The sequence below is a fragment of the Limibacillus sp. MBR-115 genome, from assembly GCF_040549425.1.
GTDB classification, from domain to species: domain Bacteria; phylum Pseudomonadota; class Alphaproteobacteria; order Kiloniellales; family CECT-8803; genus Limibacillus; species Limibacillus halophilus.
This window is the reverse complement of sequence record NZ_JBEPTJ010000001.1, coordinates 175432-193484: the sequence shown is the minus strand read 5'-3', so window position 1 is coordinate 193484 and position 18053 is coordinate 175432. Positions and strand designations below refer to the sequence as shown.

Sequence of the window (18053 nt, the reverse complement as noted above, 5' to 3'; positions counted from 1 at the left end):
CTAACCCATTGCAGTCATGTTGTTTTTTCGCAAGATTCCCTAAACTGCGGAACAGGGAATATTTTTCAGTGAACAGGGAAAGTTATTTCAGGAACAGGGAAAGTTTTTCCGGGAACAGGGAAGTGGGGGCTCGCATGAGAAAGCGCCTCTTTGCCTGTCTTCCTCTGGATGAACGTTTTGGCACGCCGTCCATCCGATTGATCTTCTGCGATAGAGTTGGGGCGCAGCGACAGAGGGAACCGCACGTACAACATGACCGCCAGTTGGATAATCTCAGGCGACGTATTGAAATGGCGAAAGGGGCTGCATTTGGTCATGACTGGGCGCTAGAGGACCGCCTAGCCCGCTTCAACGCATTTTGCTCTGACAGTGCCGCCGCCTCAAGTCGAAAGGTGAGTTAGCGTGTCAATGCCCTTTCAACTTTGCGAGAATCGCAGCCTGAACGGCCTCATCCTGCGCGGCCACCGCAGCGGTCAGTGACAGCAAGCGCTGACGGGTCAGATATAGTTCATCCACCAAGGAAATCACCGTCGGCAAAATTTCCGAGTCGATCTCAAGCTCATAACGCAAGGTGCAGATTAGGCGGATCCGTGCGCACTCCTTTTCCGAGAACAAGAGCTCCCCGGCCTCCTCTTGTGGCACAACCAACTCTTCACGGATCCAAAGCTCGAGTTCGTGGCGCTGAAGCACCTCAATCTGCCCCAAGAGGTCCTCAAGGCGCATCATTTCAGCATCTCCTTTCGCAGGTCATCTTGAGTTCTCGGCTCCCAAGTCTCCAGAAAACCCGTCAACTCCGGTTCTTCGCCGCCCGGAAGCATGACTTTCAGAGTGATAAATTGGTGGCCACGCTGGCCAGATTTACGATTTCGGATGCCCTTATCCCGCAACCGCAGCGTCGTGCCACTGTTTGCACTCTTGGGAACTGTCAATTTCACCGGGCCCATTATGGTCGGAACCTCAATCCGCGCGCCCAGGATCGCTTCCTTGAGCGTAACAGGAACTTCGACATGAATATTGTCATCTTTGCGGTTGTAGAAGGCATGTGACTGAACATGCAGTTCAACGTAAGCGTCTCCCGCCGCCGCCCCGCCAAATCCAGGCATTCCCTGACCCTTCAATCGTAGCATCTGGCCGTTCTCAGCGCCTTCTGGAATTGTCACTTGGAGGGTCTTGCCATCAGGTAGCGTGACGTTGCGTTTGCTGCCATTCACCGCATCCAAGAATCCTACGCGCAGCTCATATCTGACATCTTGCCCACGGGCCTTGAAGGCCCCTCTTGAGCCACTCGTCCCGTCTTGAAAAGCGCGCGCCAGAAACTCTTCCAGTTCTTCATTGCTGGCAAAGCCGCTCTGCTCAGCATGGGCGCTGTAGATCGGTCCATCAGCGAAATCGCGGTAGTACCGCTCTTGTGGCCGCTCCGCCCCGCTGGCATCAATCTCACCGGCATCAAACCTACGCCGCTTTTCCTTGTCCTTCAGTAGATCATTAGCGGCTGAAATCTCCTTAAATTTTCCTTCAGCTTCCTTGTCGCCCGGATGTAGGTCTGGATGGAATTTTCGCGCCAGCTTCTTGAAGGCGTCTTTTATTTCCTTGTCGGTCGCGGATCGCGCTACACCGAGGGCCTCATAGGGGTCTTTCATGCACTTATTTCTCCTCACTCGTGCGAGCTAGTTTGAAGCTTCGAGCCTTGATAATCACCTCATGCGGGCGGGGTAGGGCGGTGCCGATGCCGGTTCAGTGCAAGCTTCTTTGAGTTTACCTAGTGGTCTACTTTGCAGAGGCCAGGGTCATTCTAAAACGAATCAGTGCGAAAACAAAAAAGACCACGCCTATCCCGGCCGTGGGTGCTGTCATGTGTGGCTCCGTTTGTGCAAGGGTTGATTTGAGCTTCTGACGATCGTTGCGGGGTGCGGTCATGTGTCCGGCCTTTTGGCGCGGTGCATGTGACCGCTGGCCCTGATGAAGTCCGCTTGCCGGGTCCCAATCAGACGATCGAGCTTAGAAGCCCTGACAGCACCTCGGGGTGTCCTGGCAGCGGTCCCGTTTGATCATCATCACTCACTTTTGCCCTCGCATCTCTTCATCGCAGCCCTCGCCACGATAGGTTGTTTCTTTGATCAGATGGCCGGTGCGGCCCTGTAACTTTCTCCCTTCGCGAGCAGCGCCCACGCTGTTCGGGCCGTCTTGTTGACGATAGCGACGGTGACGACCCGAGTGGGTTTGCGCGCTAGGAGAGATCTGACCCAGGCCCCGGTTTAGGTGTCGGTGGTTGGCGCCCGTTGTGTGACGGAGGTGGCGCTGACGACCAGCAGTCGGCGCAGGTAGCCGTTGCCCATCTTCGATATATGCCCGAGACGGCCCTTGCCTCCCGATGAGTTTTGTCTGGGCACGAGGCCAAGGTAGGCTGCGAACTCACGGCCGGATTTGAAGACGGTTGGGTCAGGCACGTTGGCGGCAAGCGCCGTGGCCGTGATTACCCCGACACCCGGGATCGTCTCGAGCCGTTGGCTTGCTTGGCTTTGCTGGTGCCAGATCAACAACTGCCGTTCAATCCCTCGGACTCCTGTTGCAGGCTGTCAAGCTGATCGCCCGCTCCCAGACGTCACAGGCGCTTGTGGACGCTATTACGGAATCTGATGGCTGCGCACAGATTGGCAGGCACAATCATGAAGTTTGTGGTCGGTACAACTGTTACAGAAAGCATTCAGGGATTTGCGTAAGGCTTGGCGCGCTCGATGTAAGCGAACTCTTGCATTGACCGGTGTGATGCCAAGATCGTCGGCTACTCGCTGACGGGGCTCGTCCGACAAATCCAGCCGCCGCAAAATCTCAGCATAGTCGGAGCGTAATTCAGGCATAACCTTATGAAGACAGTCGCAGGCACTTTCCTCGAGATTGATCTCTACATGGGTTTTGCCCATTACCATCTGGTCTGACGCGTAGCTGTCTTCCCGCCGCCGCCGCACAGCCGCACTGCGATAGTGATCTGTAAGCACTGACCGCAGTACCGTGTACAGCCAAGCAACCACGCTTTCGCTGTTCCGCAGCTCCGCCCCGCTTTTGATGACGCGCACACAGAAGTTTTGAAGCACGTCCTCCGCGGTGGCAGAGTTTCCAACACGGCGGAGGAGATAGCGGCGAAAATCGTGATAGTGCTCGGTGAGTGCTGCTTCTATCACCGGCGTCATTGGTCGTAACATGTCGCCCGGCGCTTCTAAAACCGACTCCTGCTCCACAACTTCATAAGCCATTTGGTTCATTACTATGAGTTCCTATGTCGGAGTTTGAAATACAGGGTGATTTGGAAACGAAAACTGCTTGATCTACCCAGACCAGAAAGCAGGAATTCTATGAATTCACCCTTTTTCCGAAACCCATCCTGAGTTCCCAGATTTAGGCCTATAATGCGGAAATTCGGTGGGCGGGCATTGATCTGGATCAAGTTTGTCCAAAGCAATGATGCGCTTGTTCTGCGAAGATCACCGCCGTGCTCAAAGCTTGATTGAGAGAAATCCGCCGCTGGTCCCGGCAGTGACCCTATCTGCTGTATCGACTGGCCTCGGGGGATTCTCATAATCTTGCTACATTTGATAAAACCGCGGTGGGAAAGTGCCTCAAAAATGTTTGGCATTGCCCAAGAAAAGGGAGAGCACAGAATGAAATCCGCCTATGAAGCGAACAGCATCACCCTGATCGGCGGCGTCTCGATGGGCACCGGTGTCATGATAGGCGCGGGGATCTTTGCGCTTACCGGCCAGATTGCAGAACTTGCGGGCCCATGGTTCCCATTTTCCTTCATTGCCGGCGGAATTGTTACGGGATGTAGCGCTTACACCTATGTGAAGATGTCGAACGCTTTTCCGTCTGCTGGCGGGATCGCAATGATCTTACAAAAGGCTTACGGGCCGGGAGCGATCGCGGCGGCGGCCTCGTTGCTGATGGCGCTGTCCATGGTGATAAGCGAAAGCCTCGTGGCCCGGACCTTCGGCACATATATTCTCAGACCGTTCGATCTGGAGGCAGTCAACGTCTTGGTGCCCGTGCTTGGTGTCGGATTGATCATCTTTGCCTATCTTGTCAACATCTCGGGCAACCGTTCCGTCGGCCTTTTTTCTTTTATCATGGCACTCCTCAAAATCGGCGGCATTGCCGTTTTTGGCGTCGCCGCGTTGATGGCCAGTGGATTTGCCTTCAGGCCCGTGTCGGACGCGCCGGAAATGATCCCGGTTGTTGGATTCACTGCGTCAATCGCACTGTCAATCTTAGCGTTCAAAGGCTTCACAACGATCACCAATAGCGGCGCGGAAATTGTCAATCCGCACCGCAATGTTGGCCGCGCGATCATCTTCTCGATCGCAATCTGTGTGGTGGTCTATCTGCTGGTCGGGTTTGCAGTTGGCTCCAGTCTTTCGCTTGATGAGATCGTCGCCGCCAAGGACTATTCGCTGGCGGAAGCTGCAGCGCCAGCCCTGGGCACCTACGGATTCTATTTCACTATCGCGCTGGCTGTCGTCGCCACTGCTTCGGGTTTGATTGCGAGCGTATTTGCCGTCTCCCGCATGCTTGCGATGCTGACCGACATGGAGATGATCCCGCACAGCCATTTCGGCATGTCCGGGCCGATCCGTGAGCACACGCTGGTCTACACTGTGGTGATCGCGGGAATTCTGACAGTCTTCTTTGATCTAAGCCGCATTGCGTCGCTTGGCGCCTTCTTTTACCTGGTGATGGATATCCTGGTCCATTGGGGTGTGTTTCGTCGCCTGCGCAGCGAAATCTCCGCGAATGGCGCGGTACTGATAATTGCCATTGCCCTTGATGTCGTTGTGCTTGGTGTTTTCGGCGCTATGAAGCTGCAGTCCGATCCGCTGATCGTGGTGATAGCGTTCGTCATGATCGCCGCAGTCTTCGCATATGAGCGCTTTTTTTTGTCGCGCTGGACCGACAGCGGAGGACATGGCGGCCACTAGGGTCAGGACCCATTAATTTCAAAGGTGCCGAACGACGACTCAGAACCCATTGCGGACTTGTTCTGCGACGCAACTAACGCCCACTTTTGTCAGCTTGCCGCGCCACGTTCTTCATGCGCCGCCGCCCATACTTCGCGAGCGGCATCAATGTTCATGGTGGCAATACCAAGACCCACGATCACGTCGGGCCAGATTGATATGGTAAAGGCCGTTGTAAAACCGGCCAGAATGATGGCGACATTCGCATAAGCATCGTTGCGGGCTGACAGAAATGCGGCCTTCGTCAGACTTCCACTATGGTGGCGGTAACGCACCAGTATGAAGGCACACACCAGGTTGACTAGTAACGCCCCGCCACCGGTGAGGGACAGCGCGAACGGTTCCGGCGGCACAGGGTTGCCTATCTTGCCCCACAACGCCCAGACAAGCCCAAGCGCCGGGATGAGTAATATTCCCGCCAGCGCCATACCGACACGCGCACGAGCTATGACAGACCAACCCAGTGCAAGCGCGATCAATAAACTGACCGAGGCGTCCTCCAAAAAATCCACACTGTCGGCAAATAGCGAGACTGATCCGATGGAAAGTGCCACCGCAAACTCTACCCCGAAATAGGCAAGATTGAGCAGGGCCACAATCACGACGGCGCGGCGCAAGTCCAAGTCTTTAGGCACAGATGTCATTATTGCTCGCTGCATCAATACCGGCAAAGATATCTGGAAAAACTAACTGGCTCTATAGCGTTTTCACGAAAGGCAACTTTGTCCGCAATTCGGTCATTTGCAACTTCAAGGATTTAAATCTTGTGTAAGGTGTGATTCAAGTCGGCAGGAGGAACTGCCTATGTCTGATCATTATTGGCTGACCGAAATTCAACTTGAGCGTATCCAACCTTACTTCCCGCGCTCCCACGGCAGACCGCGTGTCGATGACCGCCGTGTCATCAGCGGGATTATCCACGTCATACGAAACGGTCTGAGATGGCGGGATGCGCCTGAAATTTATGGGCCACACAAGACCCTCTACAATCGCTTTGCTCGTTGGTCACGAATGATCGTGTTTGATCGCATTCTTAGCGGCTTGGCTTCTTGCGAAGAAGAACCGGAAATCGTCATGATCGACGCCACCCACCTGAAAGCTCACCGGACCGCTTGCAGTCTAGCAAAAAAGGGGCTGTTCCGCGACGTATTGGTCGAACGAAAGGCGGCTTGAACTCCAAGCTTCATGCACTTTGCGACAACAAAGGAAGACCGCTGGTTTTGTGTTTAACCGAAGGTCAGCTATCGGATCATGTTGGAGCAAAGCTGATCTATCCGGTGATGCCGAATGCCAAAGTCCTGATAGGCGACAAAGGCTATGACAGCGACGAGCTCCGCGATGCATTGGAAGCCCGCAAAATCAAAGCCTGCATTCCGCCCAGATCCAACCGGACCGCACCAAGGAACTACTCCAAAACCTTGTACAAACAACGTCACAAGATTGAGAACATGTTCGCAAAGCTAAAAGACTGGCGGCGCATCGCAACCAGATACGACCGATGTGCCCATACATTCATGTCAGCAATCTGTATCGCGGCAACTGTCATCTTCTGGATCAATCAATGAGTCCTGACCCTAGAGAACGGACCTTTGTCCTAAGGCCCTTCGTAGGACGCCGATGCCGGGCGGGACGCTTACACTAATCGTAGTTTAAGCCAAAAAACCACAATGGGCGGAGCAATTGATCGGCTCCAAGTGATCGAAACACCCTCCAACTCAACTCGCTTTGCAGAATCTTCCTCGTTGATTTTGCGCACTGTAACGCTGAGCACTCCGTGCCGTCTTTATGGGATAGGTCACCACAAGTGCTTGCGAACAACCACGCGAAAGCCATGACCCATGATGACCCATACGCCGAGGCCGGAACAGCATCGGATGCGTTGATTTTCAACATTAAAGCATGAACCACGAAGGGACGATAAAATGCTACGACGAGTCCTAAACACCTTGATGGCGTTGCCTGCTATCTTGATGGCGGTACCGGCTTTGGCCCAAACATCGGCAGAGCAGTCCGATTACTGGCATTACGGTCGGGATTGGGGCTGGGGCCACATGGTTTCCGGCGGTCTCATGATGATTTTGTTCTGGGGCGGGGTAATCCTGGTTATCCTGTTTGTGGTGCGAGCCCTTGGAGGAGGATCGCCGCAGGGCGCAGCGCAAGGCTCATCCCGCAGCAAAGCACTTGATATCCTTCACGAGCGTTTCGCCCGGGGGGAAATCGAAAAGGAGGAGTTCGAGCAGCGAAAGCGCCTGCTTTCCGATTGATTTCTGCTATTTTGGAGTTGGCGGCGCTTATCAAAATTTCAGCAGTCGAATGCCGTCAAATGCGATGATTAACCAAACCGCAATATAGGGTAGCCATGACCAAGCACGATCATCACGATCACAGTTCTCACCAACACAGCCATGCAGCTGTTAAAGCCGATGCCATGACAGCCAAAGACCCAGTTTGCGGAATGGCGGTGCGACTGGGGCAGGATAACCCCAGCTGGGCGCATAAGGGCCAGTCCTATCATTTCTGTTCGCAGAAGTGCCTCGACAAATTTGTGGCCGATCCTGAGCACTATTTGCTCGGCGAGCATAAGCGTGAAACCCAACCGGAAGGAACTAAGTATACATGCCCGATGCATCCCGAGATCGTGCGAGATGCGCCCGGAGATTGTCCGATCTGCGGCATGGCGCTGGAGCCGATGGGTGTTCCGGCAGCCGATGAGGGACCGAATCCCGAACTGGTTGACTTCAAGCGCCGGTTTTTGATTGGGGCGGCATTAACGGTTCCGCTCCTGGTACTGACAATGGGTCCTTTCGTCGGGCTCGGATTCGTCCGTGACATTTTTGGCGAGCGCGTGACGCTTTGGATTGAGCTCATTTTGGGTACGCCGGTCATTCTGTGGGCTGGTTGGCCGTTCTTCGTGCGCGGCGTCAAATCCGTGATAAATCGCAGTTTGAACATGTTCACGCTCATCGGCATGGGCGTTGGAGCAGCCTATCTCTTCAGCGTCGTTGCCGTGCTTGTGCCAGAGATATTCCCAGATGGATTCCGTGATTCGGAGGGTCACGTCGGGGTCTATTTTGAAGCCGGTGCGGTGATTGTCGTGCTGGTGCTGCTTGGCCAGGTGATGGAACTTGGCGCACGTGAGCGTACCGGCTCGGCAATCCGGGCGCTCCTGGATCTTGCCGCAAAGACCGCTCGGGTAATCCGCGAAGACGGACGAGAGGAGGAGATCCCGCTCGAGAGTGTCAAGGTTGGCGACCGGCTGCGCGTGCGTCCGGGCGATAAAGTCCCGGTTGATGGACTGGTGGTTGAAGGTCGCTCTTCGGTCGATGAATCGATGGTATCGGGTGAACCCATTCCGGTCGAGAAGGTCGAGGGCGATAAGGTAATCGGCGCCACGATTAACGGTACGGGTAGCCTTGTAATGGAGGCCAAGCGGGTTGGCGCCGACACCATGCTCAGTCAAATCGTCGAGATGGTTGCAAACGCGCAACGCAGCCGTGCGCCAATCCAAAAACTCGCAGACTCCGTTGCGGGGTCATTCGTACCGGCGGTGATCGCTATCGCGGTGCTTGCCTTTATCGCCTGGGCGATCTGGGGACCGGCACCAGCGCTCTCTTATGGGTTGGTGGCGGCTGTGGCGGTACTGATCATCGCTTGCCCCTGTGCGCTGGGTCTTGCAACACCCATGTCGATCATGACGGCGACGGGCCGAGGCGCCCAGGCGGGAGTTCTTATCAAGAACGCCGAGGCTTTGGAGCGTTTCGCCAAGGTGGACACTCTGATTGTGGACAAGACAGGCACCTTGACCGTCGGCAAGCCGAAGCTCGTTGCCGTTATGCCCGAGGCTGGCCATGACGAGGATGAAGTGCTGCGCCTCGCCGCGAGCCTGGAGCGGGGCTCCGAGCACCCCTTGGCTGAAGCAATTGTCACCGGGGCCGAGGAGCGCGGTATCACTATCGCAAAAGCTGAGGAGTTCGAAGCCGTCACCGGTAAGGGCGTGAAGGGTTCTGTCGACGGCAAGCGAGTGGCGCTTGGTAACATGAAACTGGTTGCCGATCTTGGCCTTGATGGTGACAAATTTTCCGATATCGCCAATGCAAGGCGCGACGAGGGCGAGACGGTCATGTTCGTCATCGTTGGCTCGGAGATTGCCGGCCTCGTATCGGTTGCCGATCCGGTCAAGTCTACGACGTTGGGCGCGTTGAAGGCGCTGCACGAGGAAGGCTTCCGAATCGTCATGGCGACCGGTGACAACGAACGCACGGCAAAGGCAGTCGCTGCAAAACTTGGGATTGACGAGATTCGCGCCGACGTATTGCCAGAAGACAAGGCACGCATCATCAAAGAGTTGCAGTCCGAAGGCCGAAAGGTTGCCATGGCGGGTGATGGCGTCAATGACGCGCCGGCGCTCGCCCAGGCTGATGTCGGCATCGCCATGGGGACCGGCGCGGACGTGGCGATTGAGAGCGCAGGCTTCACGCTGGTGAAGGGTGATCTCAATGGCATTGTCCGAGCCCGCCGTCTGTCGCGGGCAACCATGCGCAACATCAAGGAGAACCTGTTCTTTGCTCTGGTCTACAACGCGGCGGGGGTGCCTGTTGCAGCGGGCGTTCTCTACCCCTTCTTGGGTATCCTGATTTCACCGATCTTCGCGGCAGCCGCCATGAGTCTGTCGTCGCTCTCGGTAGTGGGCAACGCTCTTCGTCTGCGTTCGGTTAAGATCTAGAACTGGCATACTTTTGACGAGGCAATCGAATCTCCGCCCTCAGGCCGCCCTCTTGGCGATTGCTAAGCGTTATGTCGCCACCATGGGCACGAATGATCGTCCGGGCGACGGTGAGACCGAGGCCAGTTCCGCCCGTTTCCTTGCTCCTTGAAGTCTCCAGTCTCCGGAAGGGCTGGAACACCTCGTCCCGCACCGATTCGGGAATTCCAGGTCCAAGATCGTCGATCCGGATCAGGATGTATTTATTGTCTCGCGTCAGCGATACTTCGGCCTCGCCACCGAACTTGACGGCGTTGTCGATCAAATTTCCCACCGCGCGACGAAGTGCCGAGGGTTTGCAATCATAGGGCTCAACCTTTTCGTCTGTTTGAAACGTGACGCTGTGTCCTGCATCGGCCGCGTCATCTGAAACTCTCTGTAGCAACGATTTCAGGTCAACTTTGACACGGGGTTCGGAGGTAGCTTCCCCTCTAGCGAACGAAAGAAAGGATGAGACCATTTTCCCCATGTCGTCGAGGTCCGCCAGCATCTTCATTTGCTGTTCCTGATCCTCCACGAACTCAGCGCGAAGCCGCATTCGTGTGATTGGGGTCCCTAAATCGTGGGCTATCGCCGCAAGCATCTGAGTACGGTCATCGACGAAGCGTCGAATACGTCGCTGCATTTCGTTGAAAGCTCGAATGGCCTGACGGACCTCGCGGGGCCCTTGTTCGGGAAGCGGTGACGCCCTGACATCAGTACCAAGCTGCTGGGCTGCCTCAGCGAAGGTCCGGAGGGGGCGAGTCAGATGGTGAACTACCAAGCCTGTGAGGGTCACGACAGCCAACAGCATGATTGCTGTCGACAGCGCCAGCCGAAAGGACCAGAAGTTCTCTGATGCTTCGATCGAAGTGGCGATGTTCAGCCATCGCCCGTTTTTCAAGGGTAGTGAAATTGCCAGCGTTTCGCCTGCCAGCGGGGGCCCGGCAGTTTCACTTCCCTCTGCATTCTGTGGGGCCGCAACAGCGCTCTCAACGTGGCGAATCCTGAGGTCTTGTGCACCGAGGCCGCCAAGGTGGACTAGTATCGCATCATGGAGCAGGCGCTCATGCCAATCAGGGTTTTGCTGATCATCGATGAAAGGACCAATTTCACTTCGCGTGATGCGAAATATTGGATCATTCGCAAGTTGGATAATCCGGGTCTGCTCGGCCTGTGTGGCGTCATCAAGAATATTCTTGATAGTGGCGATCCGCTCGGCGACGTGCTGGCCTCCGGTAAAGCGGAGCGCGCTGCTGCGGTCGGTAAAGTAAAATGCCATGCTGAGACCATGGGATACCGTCAAGCCGATAAGCAGAACCAAAAGCGTCCGGGCGAAGATGGTGTCAGGAATCAGCCGGTTCATGTTCTGTTGCTACCTCCGTGAAGACGTAGCCCCCTCCACGCACCGTTTTGATTATTTGGGGGGCCTTTGGATCGTTCTCGATTTTTTGGCGCAAGCGACTGACTTGCATGTCAATACTGCGATCGAAAGGCATCTCACTGCGACCGCGGGTGAGATCGAGCAGCTGATTTCGGGTAAGCACGCGTCGCGGGTGCTGGACAAAGGCAACAAGAAGCTCGAACTCTCCAGCACTTAGATCGACGAAAAGGCCGGCCGGCGATATGAGATGTCGGAGCCCTAAATCAAGCGTCCAGTTGGCAAATGAAAGCCTGTTTATGTTTCCCGGGGACACGCGGGCCGGAGCACAGGAGGTGCGTCTGAGCACCGCCTTGATTCGTGCAATCAGTTCACGAGGATTGAAGGGCTTGGCCAGGTAATCGTCGGCGCCCATCTCAAGGCCAATGATGCGATCAGTTTCTTCCCCCATATTGGTCAGCATGATCACGGGAAGGTGGGAGGTTGCGCGAAGGTCCCGGCAGAGGGTCAAGCCATCATCGCCCGGTAGCATCAGATCGAGAATGATCAAGTCGATTTGCCAATCTTCAAGCGCGCGCTTCATCTCCCTGCCGTCGCGAGCCGAGGTGACGCGAAACCCATGCTTGGTCAGGAATCGCTCCAGCAATCCACAAATTTCACCATCATCGTCAACGACAAGCAGGTGAGGCGAGGTGTCCACGCTCAATGCATTCATAGTGCACCCTAACCCTCAGCTCTGCCTCGATCTTCAAAAACTGTGTAACACAATATAACCGGCCCAGGTCTCGTGACACCGCGTTACAAATTGGCGGGTTTCTTGTGATCAATCGGTTACAGAGGATCATTACATAGGTGATGTCTGAACACTGCAAGCAAGAGGGATCACCATGAGGCAATTTCACAAATCAACAGTTCTAGCACTTCTTGGCCTTGGGGCCTTGGTTCTGACGGCCGAGCCAAGTTTTGCCGCCGGCGAACACAGCAGTGTCAAGGTGGCGCCGGAGACGCAGATAGCTCATATGGGCGGAGACCGGGGCGGCCAAAGGACGAATCAGCCGTGTTCGACGAACATGATGATGCCGGGCCAGATGGGTCAGGGCCAGATGGGCCAAGGCATGATGGCGCCAGGCCAAATGGGCCAGGGCATGATGGGCCAGGGCATGATGGGCCAGGGCATGATGGGCCAGGGCAAGATGGGTCAGGGCCAAATGGGCCAAGGCATGATGGCGCCAGGATATGGCGAGAAATCCAATCTGGATAACAGGGTCGTGCCAAGCCGGGATCTTGGGGTCGAAGATGTCCGCCATTTCCTCGAACACCGCCTCGAAATGCAGGGCAACAAGCGGCTCAAACTTGGAGAGGTGAGGGAGGTGGATGGTGACAAAATCGTTGCTGACATCGTCACCCTCGACGGGTCACTCGTGCATCGTATTGAGGTCGACCGGCACGACGGTCAAATGCGGCCTGCGGAGTGAAGCAGGCAAGGCGCGCGGTTTATCGGGGTCGTCTGCAAGGGATGCCGCGCGCCCTTAACCAACGAACCCCAAATGGTACGGGAGGATAAGACGATGTCACCGCAAACAAAAATAGATGGCGAAGTTACTCTTCAGGAAATTTTTGCCGACCCGATCGTCCAGCTCCTGATGGCTCGTGACGGCATTACGGCCCGGGATTGTGAGGCCGTCCTTACAGCTTCCATCGAGCGATCTCCTGGCAAGGGCGTGGTTGACCCAAACGAGACGACCCTTCGCTGGGCAGGGCCCGCAAACCATTAGAGGCAGGTGAAGATCATGGAAGCATTACTTTATTTTGCCGTTTGGGCCGGGTTCATCTTTCTAATGATGCGCTTTGGTTGTGGTCAACACATTACGGGTCATGGTGCGGGTCAGACGGGAAGTAAATCGGCAGTTTCAGAAGCCCAAGAGTTCCGCTGGGTACCCCCCAAGACCGACAGGGATCCTGTTTGCGGCAAGACGGTAGAGACAGACAAGGCCAGGCCCAGCGTTCATGCCGGTAGGGTCTACTATTTTTGCTCGCGAGAATGTCGCGAGGTCTTTGAGGCCGCTCCTGATCTCTATTTAGACGGCGGCGATTCAAATCATCCAAAACTGGAGCACTCCCATGCGTGAAGCAACATATGGTGGCCATCACAGTCGTTCAGGTACCCCACTTTCATTGCCGGCTGTTTCGCGTATTCCTGTCATCGGCTTGGGGTTAAGTCTGGGGTCCTTCCTTAGCTTGACCTTCGTCTTGTGCGTGCTGTTCGACCTCTGGTTTCCGGCACTTGCCATGAACCAACTCTGGGCGCCCTTGCTGCCAGGCTTTACCTGGATTTCCTGGCCCAGCTTCCTGCTTGGCCTGGTCGAAGCCTTTGCCTACGGCTGGTACGTCGCGTTGGTCTTCGGGCCTCTTTATAATTTCTTCGCCCGGCGGTGGGTCTAGCACCTTGCAAGACGGCAACCGGCGCCTGGATCACCAGGTTGCAGTTCGAGGCAGAGAAGTCGAATGGAGAAAATTATGACCGAGGTCCACAGCCTGCATGGCACTACGGTGGCTGAGATCTTCTCGTCGGGCCTGGAAAACCTAAGACAGATTGAAGCCGTCGCGATCGCTGTCCAGTGGAAGGACGGAACGGTGTCCGCTGGATGCTCAAGCACAACGAAAGCCACCTTGGCTCTGCTGACGTTGGCGATCGACGAATACCAGAGACGCGGATTTATCGAAACTGAGTAACACCGGTCGATGGCGCGCTCTGCGACGGCTTGTTCTGTGTAACGGAAATGCACCGTTCCCGTCTTATTGGATAGAGATACAGGAGATGAAGATGTCATTGGCACGCCAGACGAAAAAAACGACACCCCCCGTAGTAACCCGGACGTCGAAGGAATCCAAGGCGAAGCCGCCAGTCCTGCCGAAACGCGGTGCGCGTCGTCATCGGGCAACTCAAGCCGCCCCCCAGGCGGCAACACTGCCGGAAACCCAGGCGGCGGCGGTTGAACAACCTTCCGAAGCCTGGGCTTATGGGCTGGATTTCTACCAGCGTACCGTTCTTTTCTACGAGGCGCTGCGACGGCGCGCCAACAACATGCTGGAGCACGAACGTGCCGGCTTGCCCCCACTGCTTGATTTCAAGTACGAGACGGTGCTCGATGCGCGCAGCTTCGAACAACCAGCAAATTATGCCTTGTTGAGAATTATCGAAGTGGGCGAGGACTGCTGGGAGGACTGTGTTGATCCGGACAAGCCGCCAGTGATCGTGATTGATCCGCGTGCCGGGCATGGGCCGGGGATCGGTGGATTCAAGCATGACTCGGAAGTCGGTATGGCGCTTCACGAGGGCCATCCGGTCTACTTCGTGATTTTCTTTCCAGAACCCGAGCCCAACCAGACGTTGGCGGATGTGCACAATGCGCTCCGCCGGTTCGTCAAAGAGGTCGCTCGCCGTCACCAAAACAAAGCGCCCGTGCTTTACGGCAATTGTCAGGCGGGATGGGCGGCGACCCTGTTGGCCTCCGATTGCGAGGGATTGGCCGGACCTGTCGTCCTGAACGGCTCACCCTTGTCCTACTGGGCAGGCGAGGCCGGGGTCAATCCGATGCGGGTAGCCGGCGGCCTTCTGGGCGGCGCCTGGCTTTCTCACTTCACTGCAGATCTTGGTGGTGGTCGCTTCGATGGGGCTTGGTTGGCGCAGAATTTCGAGAATCTCAAACCCGAGAAGGCTATTTGGGAAAAGTACGCCAACCTATTTCACGCGGTCGATTCGGAAGAAGAGCGCTTCCTCGAGTTCGAACGCTGGTGGAACGGCTTTTACTTTCTCAGTCGTGAGGAGATCGTTGCGATTGTTGAAAATCTCTTCATCGGCAACAAGCTGGAGCGGGGCGAACTGCGCATCGATGATGACTGTGTCGTGGACCTGCGACGGATCCGCAATCCACTAATCATTTTTGCCTCCTACGGCGACAACATCACGCCGCCGCATCAGGCCCTGGGATGGATCCCGGCTGTCTACAAGGACACAGAGGATCTCAAAGCGGCCGGACAGCGCATCGTCTATCTAACAAATCCACACGTCGGGCATCTTGGTATTTTCGTCTCAGCCAAGGTCGCTCGACTGGAACACAGAGCAATTCTGGAGAGCCTGGAAGAGATCGAAGCGCTGGCACCGGGGTTGTACGAGATGCAGATCAACAACCCCAGCGGTGACCCGGACTGTCACAAGCCCCAATTCTCCGTCGCGTTCGAAGAGCGACGGATCGAAGACCTGAATATTCCGCAACAGAGCGAAGCCTTTGAACGGGTGCGGGCGGTCTCCGAAACGGGCGAGGCTTTCTATCGCACCTTCGTCAGTCCCTGGGTTCAAGCGGCTACGAATCCCTGGATTGCCGAATCGCTCAAATGGCTGCATCCAATGCGAAGCAGCCGGTATCTCTTCTCAGAAGCTTTCAATCCCTGGATGCGTGGGGTCGCCGTTATGGCAGACGTAGTCGCGAAGAATCGCACTGCGCTAGCCAAAGACCACCCACTCCTCGAAAAGGAAGAGCAATTTATCGAAGAGGTATCCAAGGCGTTGGAAAGTACCCGTATGGCTCGTGACGAGGGCTACGAGCAGATCTTCGGCCTCCTCTATGGGCTTTCAGGCAAGCCTTCAGTAACGGAGTGATCGCTGATGGCTGGTCAAGCGAACAGGGAAACGCCGGTGGCGGATGTGGATAGTATCCTTGTCATCAATTGCGGATCGTCGAGCGTGAAGTTCGCTCTCTTTGCCGATGATCGCGATCTGCCACGGCGTTTGTGGTCCGGTGCCGTGGAGCGCATCGGTCTGGCCCAGGGGCGGTTCATGGCTCATGATCCAGATGGCACCCTCCTGTTCGAGGAAACACACAGCATCGCCAATCATGTCGAGGCTCTGGACCTTCTGATCTCCAAGGTCGAGCAATTCCAGCCGGAAATCAGACTTCAGGCCGTGGGCCACCGCGTGGTTCATGGTGGCGACGACTGTGATTGCCCACTCCTCGTCACCGCTGCGCTGGAGGCACGGCTGCAGAAGCTGATCCCACTTGCCCCCCTTCACCAACCGCACAATCTGGCGGGCATTCTGGCGATCCGGTTACGCCGGCCGGACCTCCCCCAGGTGGCGGTTTTCGATACGGCGTTTCACCAAGGTCTGCCTCGCCTTGCCCGCATGACCGGATTGCCCCGGAGCTTCGAGGAAGAGGGCATTCGCCGTTACGGCTTTCATGGGTTGTCCTATGAGTATGTTCTGGAGAATCTGCGCCAACATCACGACGATCAGACAGCCGAAGGCCGGATCATCATCGCCCACCTTGGTAACGGTGCATCGATGGCGGCGCTCCGCGGTGGACGAAGCCTTGAGACAACCATGGGTTTCAGCACGCTGGGCGGGCTAACGATGGGTACGCGTACGGGCGATCTGGATCCTGGAATCCTCCTCTACCTACTTCTGGAAAAAGGACGGACGGCCGAAGAGTTGCAGGAGGTTTTCTATTCCCAATCCGGACTGCTCGGCATTTCCGGCCTCAGTCGCAACATGCAGGATTTGCTGGCTTGCGCGGATAGTGAGCAAGCCGCGGAGGAAGCGGTCGACTTCTTTTGTTATCAGGCACGCAAATATCTGGCGGGACTCACTGCAAGCCTAGGCGGGCTCGATCACCTTGTCTTCACCGGTGGGATCGGTGCAAACGCGCCTGAAATTCGAACCAGGATCTGTGACGGTCTTGGCTACCTCGGAATCATGCTCGACGAATCCCGTAACCTTCAGGGGGATCGAAGAATTTCATTAGAAGGTCGCTCGGTCGTGGTCGAAGCCATCCCTACAGATGAGGAACTTATGATTGCACACCATGTAACGTCCGTCCTCGACCAGCAGCTCTCCGCAAGGCGGGCATGATCAATGGCAGACAACCTCCATAACTTGAATGAGCTTATCGAACAGGCGCGGGCCTTTGAGCCGATCCGCGTGGCCGTCGTAGATGCCGCGCAGGGATTGGTTATTGAGACGCTTCGCGATGCGCAGAGCATGGGTATCGTCGAGCCCTTGATGATTGGCGACCCCGAGGCGATTCAGGGTCTCTGCAAGGATGCAAATTGGGATGTAGCCAACTTGGAGATCATCCCGTCACAGACCGACGCTGCTTCTGCCTTGCTGGCCATCGAGCTTGTCCATGACGGCAAGGCCGATGCCGTCATGAAGGGAAACATTCACACCGATACCCTCATGCATGCGCTCCTCGATGCAGAAAGAGGCCTTCGGGTGCCCGGACAAAGGGTCAGCCACGTCTTCGTTGTCAAGGTCAAGGGTTATGCCAAGCTGCTCGGTATCAGCGATGCGGCAGTCAACATCTCGCCCGACCTGAACGCCAAGGCGCAAATTCTTCAGAACGCCATTGACCTTTTCCACCTGTTGGGTGTGGAGCGACCGAAGGTCGCGGTGCTCTCGGCGGTGGAGACGATCAATACCTCCATTCCCTCGACCCTTGATGCGGCCTGTCTGACATTGATGGCGCGACGCGGGCAAATAAGCGGCGCCTTGATCGATGGTCCCTTAGCGTTCGATAACGCCATCTCGGTCGAGGCTGCGCGGGAGAAGGGGATCGTTTCGCAGGTTGCGGGCGAGGTCGACATCCTGCTGGTTCCCGACCTCGTTTCCGGCAATATCTTGGCGAAGAATCTCGAGTATCTTGCGGACGCCGTCGCGGCCGGCATCCTGGTCGGCCTTGAAAAACCTGTGGTGTTGACGTCGCGCGCCGATCCGCCAGCCGCCCGATTGGCATCCTTGGCTATTGCGAGCCTGATGCATCATCGGAGGGCAGGAGAGTTGCCCAAGAAGGACGCTCCCGCGGAGGCCACCTTCAATAGCGTGCCTCAACCAGAGCATGCCTGCTGTCCGCTTCCGGGATAAAAC

The 18053-nt window shown here is 56.2% G+C and carries 18 protein-coding genes and 1 pseudogene; 12 read left to right on the top strand and 7 right to left on the bottom strand.

The window, feature by feature from the left end; translation table 11 throughout:
* Window positions 1–405: 405 nt before the first annotated feature.
* The 4 genes and pseudogenes from ABIE63_RS00910 to ABIE63_RS00895 all read right to left on the bottom strand — a co-directional run bounded on the left by ABIE63_RS00910 (window position 406) and on the right by ABIE63_RS00895 (window position 3260).
* Entirely contained in the window at window positions 406–726 is a 321-nt protein-coding gene (locus ABIE63_RS00910; RefSeq protein ID WP_354501942.1) for a MerR family transcriptional regulator, read from the bottom strand.
* Window positions 723–1640 (bottom strand): DnaJ C-terminal domain-containing protein, encoded by a 918-nt coding sequence (locus tag ABIE63_RS00905; protein ID WP_354501939.1) that lies wholly within the window; start codon window positions 1638–1640, stop codon window positions 723–725. The genes ABIE63_RS00910 and ABIE63_RS00905 overlap by 4 nt, the downstream gene beginning before the upstream one ends.
* A 477-nt stretch (window positions 1641–2117) precedes the next feature.
* Window positions 2118–2561 (bottom strand): annotated as a pseudogene (locus ABIE63_RS00900) (IS110 family transposase); the annotation flags it as partial.
* A 63-nt stretch (window positions 2562–2624) separates the two neighbouring features.
* Window positions 2625–3260 carry an RNA polymerase sigma factor gene (locus tag ABIE63_RS00895; RefSeq protein ID WP_354501936.1) on the bottom strand — a complete coding sequence of 212 codons (636 nt, stop codon included), beginning with the start codon at window positions 3258–3260 and terminating at the stop codon, window positions 2625–2627.
* 396 nt (window positions 3261–3656) lie between these two features.
* Between ABIE63_RS00895 and ABIE63_RS00890 the strand changes: the two genes are divergently transcribed.
* On the top strand, window positions 3657–4970 hold the full coding sequence (locus ABIE63_RS00890) for an APC family permease (RefSeq protein ID WP_354501932.1): 1314 nt from the start codon (window positions 3657–3659) through the stop codon (window positions 4968–4970).
* Window positions 4971–5059: 89 nt separating this feature from the next.
* Here ABIE63_RS00890 and ABIE63_RS00885 read toward each other — a convergent pair whose 3' ends face one another.
* Window positions 5060–5653, bottom strand: a complete 594-nt coding sequence (locus ABIE63_RS00885) for a cation transporter (protein ID WP_354501929.1) — start codon at window positions 5651–5653, stop codon at window positions 5060–5062.
* 160 nt (window positions 5654–5813) lie between these two features.
* Here ABIE63_RS00885 and ABIE63_RS00880 point away from each other — a divergent pair.
* The 3 genes from ABIE63_RS00880 (at window position 5814) to ABIE63_RS00870 (ending at window position 9732) form a co-directional block, all read left to right on the top strand.
* Window positions 5814–6574, top strand: a protein-coding gene (locus ABIE63_RS00880; protein WP_354501926.1) for an IS5 family transposase whose coding sequence is annotated in 2 segments (ribosomal slippage) — window positions 5814–6147 and window positions 6147–6574 — 762 coding nt in all. Because the reading frame shifts where the segments join, the coding sequence is not laid out codon by codon here.
* Window positions 6575–6931: 357 nt separating this feature from the next.
* Window positions 6932–7273, top strand: a complete 342-nt coding sequence (locus ABIE63_RS00875; RefSeq protein ID WP_354501923.1) for an SHOCT domain-containing protein — start codon at window positions 6932–6934, stop codon at window positions 7271–7273.
* Between the two features lie 164 nt (window positions 7274–7437).
* Window positions 7438–9732 carry a heavy metal translocating P-type ATPase gene (locus tag ABIE63_RS00870; protein WP_354502878.1) on the top strand — a complete coding sequence of 765 codons (2295 nt, stop codon included), beginning with the start codon at window positions 7438–7440 and terminating at the stop codon, window positions 9730–9732.
* On the opposite strand, the gene ABIE63_RS00865 is transcribed toward ABIE63_RS00870, so the two are convergent.
* Both ABIE63_RS00865 and ABIE63_RS00860 read right to left on the bottom strand, forming a co-directional pair.
* Window positions 9722–11116, bottom strand: coding sequence for an ATP-binding protein (locus ABIE63_RS00865; RefSeq protein ID WP_354501920.1), 1395 nt, complete (start codon window positions 11114–11116; stop codon window positions 9722–9724). The two genes, ABIE63_RS00870 and ABIE63_RS00865, sit on opposite strands and share 11 nt — an antisense overlap.
* Window positions 11097–11831 (bottom strand): response regulator, encoded by a 735-nt coding sequence (locus ABIE63_RS00860; RefSeq protein ID WP_354502876.1) that lies wholly within the window; start codon window positions 11829–11831, stop codon window positions 11097–11099. Before ABIE63_RS00860 ends, ABIE63_RS00865 begins: the two co-directional genes overlap by 20 nt.
* A 187-nt stretch (window positions 11832–12018) precedes the next feature.
* Between ABIE63_RS00860 and ABIE63_RS00855 the strand changes: the two genes are divergently transcribed.
* The 8 genes from ABIE63_RS00855 to ABIE63_RS00820 all read left to right on the top strand — a co-directional run bounded on the left by ABIE63_RS00855 (window position 12019) and on the right by ABIE63_RS00820 (window position 18050).
* Window positions 12019–12606, top strand: a complete 588-nt coding sequence (locus ABIE63_RS00855; protein WP_354501917.1) for a hypothetical protein — start codon at window positions 12019–12021, stop codon at window positions 12604–12606.
* A 93-nt stretch (window positions 12607–12699) separates the two neighbouring features.
* On the top strand, window positions 12700–12906 hold the full coding sequence (locus tag ABIE63_RS00850; protein ID WP_354501914.1) for a hypothetical protein: 207 nt from the start codon (window positions 12700–12702) through the stop codon (window positions 12904–12906).
* Between the two features lie 15 nt (window positions 12907–12921).
* Window positions 12922–13260 (top strand): YHS domain-containing protein, encoded by a 339-nt coding sequence (locus tag ABIE63_RS00845; RefSeq protein WP_354501911.1) that lies wholly within the window; start codon window positions 12922–12924, stop codon window positions 13258–13260.
* The gene (locus ABIE63_RS00840) at window positions 13253–13573 is read left to right on the top strand and encodes a DUF5676 family membrane protein (protein WP_354501908.1); all 321 of its coding nucleotides are present in this window, start codon (window positions 13253–13255) and stop codon (window positions 13571–13573) included. Before ABIE63_RS00845 ends, ABIE63_RS00840 begins: the two co-directional genes overlap by 8 nt.
* Before the next feature lie 75 nt (window positions 13574–13648).
* A complete protein-coding gene (locus ABIE63_RS00835; protein WP_354501905.1) occupies window positions 13649–13864 on the top strand; it encodes a hypothetical protein in 216 nt (71 codons plus the stop codon).
* Between the two features lie 91 nt (window positions 13865–13955).
* Complete coding sequence (locus ABIE63_RS00830) at window positions 13956–15791, top strand: DUF3141 domain-containing protein (RefSeq protein ID WP_354501902.1); 1836 nt, start codon at window positions 13956–13958, stop codon at window positions 15789–15791.
* A gap of 6 nt (window positions 15792–15797) precedes the next feature.
* A complete protein-coding gene (locus ABIE63_RS00825) occupies window positions 15798–17039 on the top strand; it encodes an acetate/propionate family kinase (protein WP_354501899.1) in 1242 nt (413 codons plus the stop codon).
* Window positions 17040–17042: 3 nt separating this feature from the next.
* Complete coding sequence (locus tag ABIE63_RS00820; RefSeq protein WP_354501896.1) at window positions 17043–18050, top strand: bifunctional enoyl-CoA hydratase/phosphate acetyltransferase; 1008 nt, start codon at window positions 17043–17045, stop codon at window positions 18048–18050.
* Window positions 18051–18053: the final 3 nt, after the last annotated feature.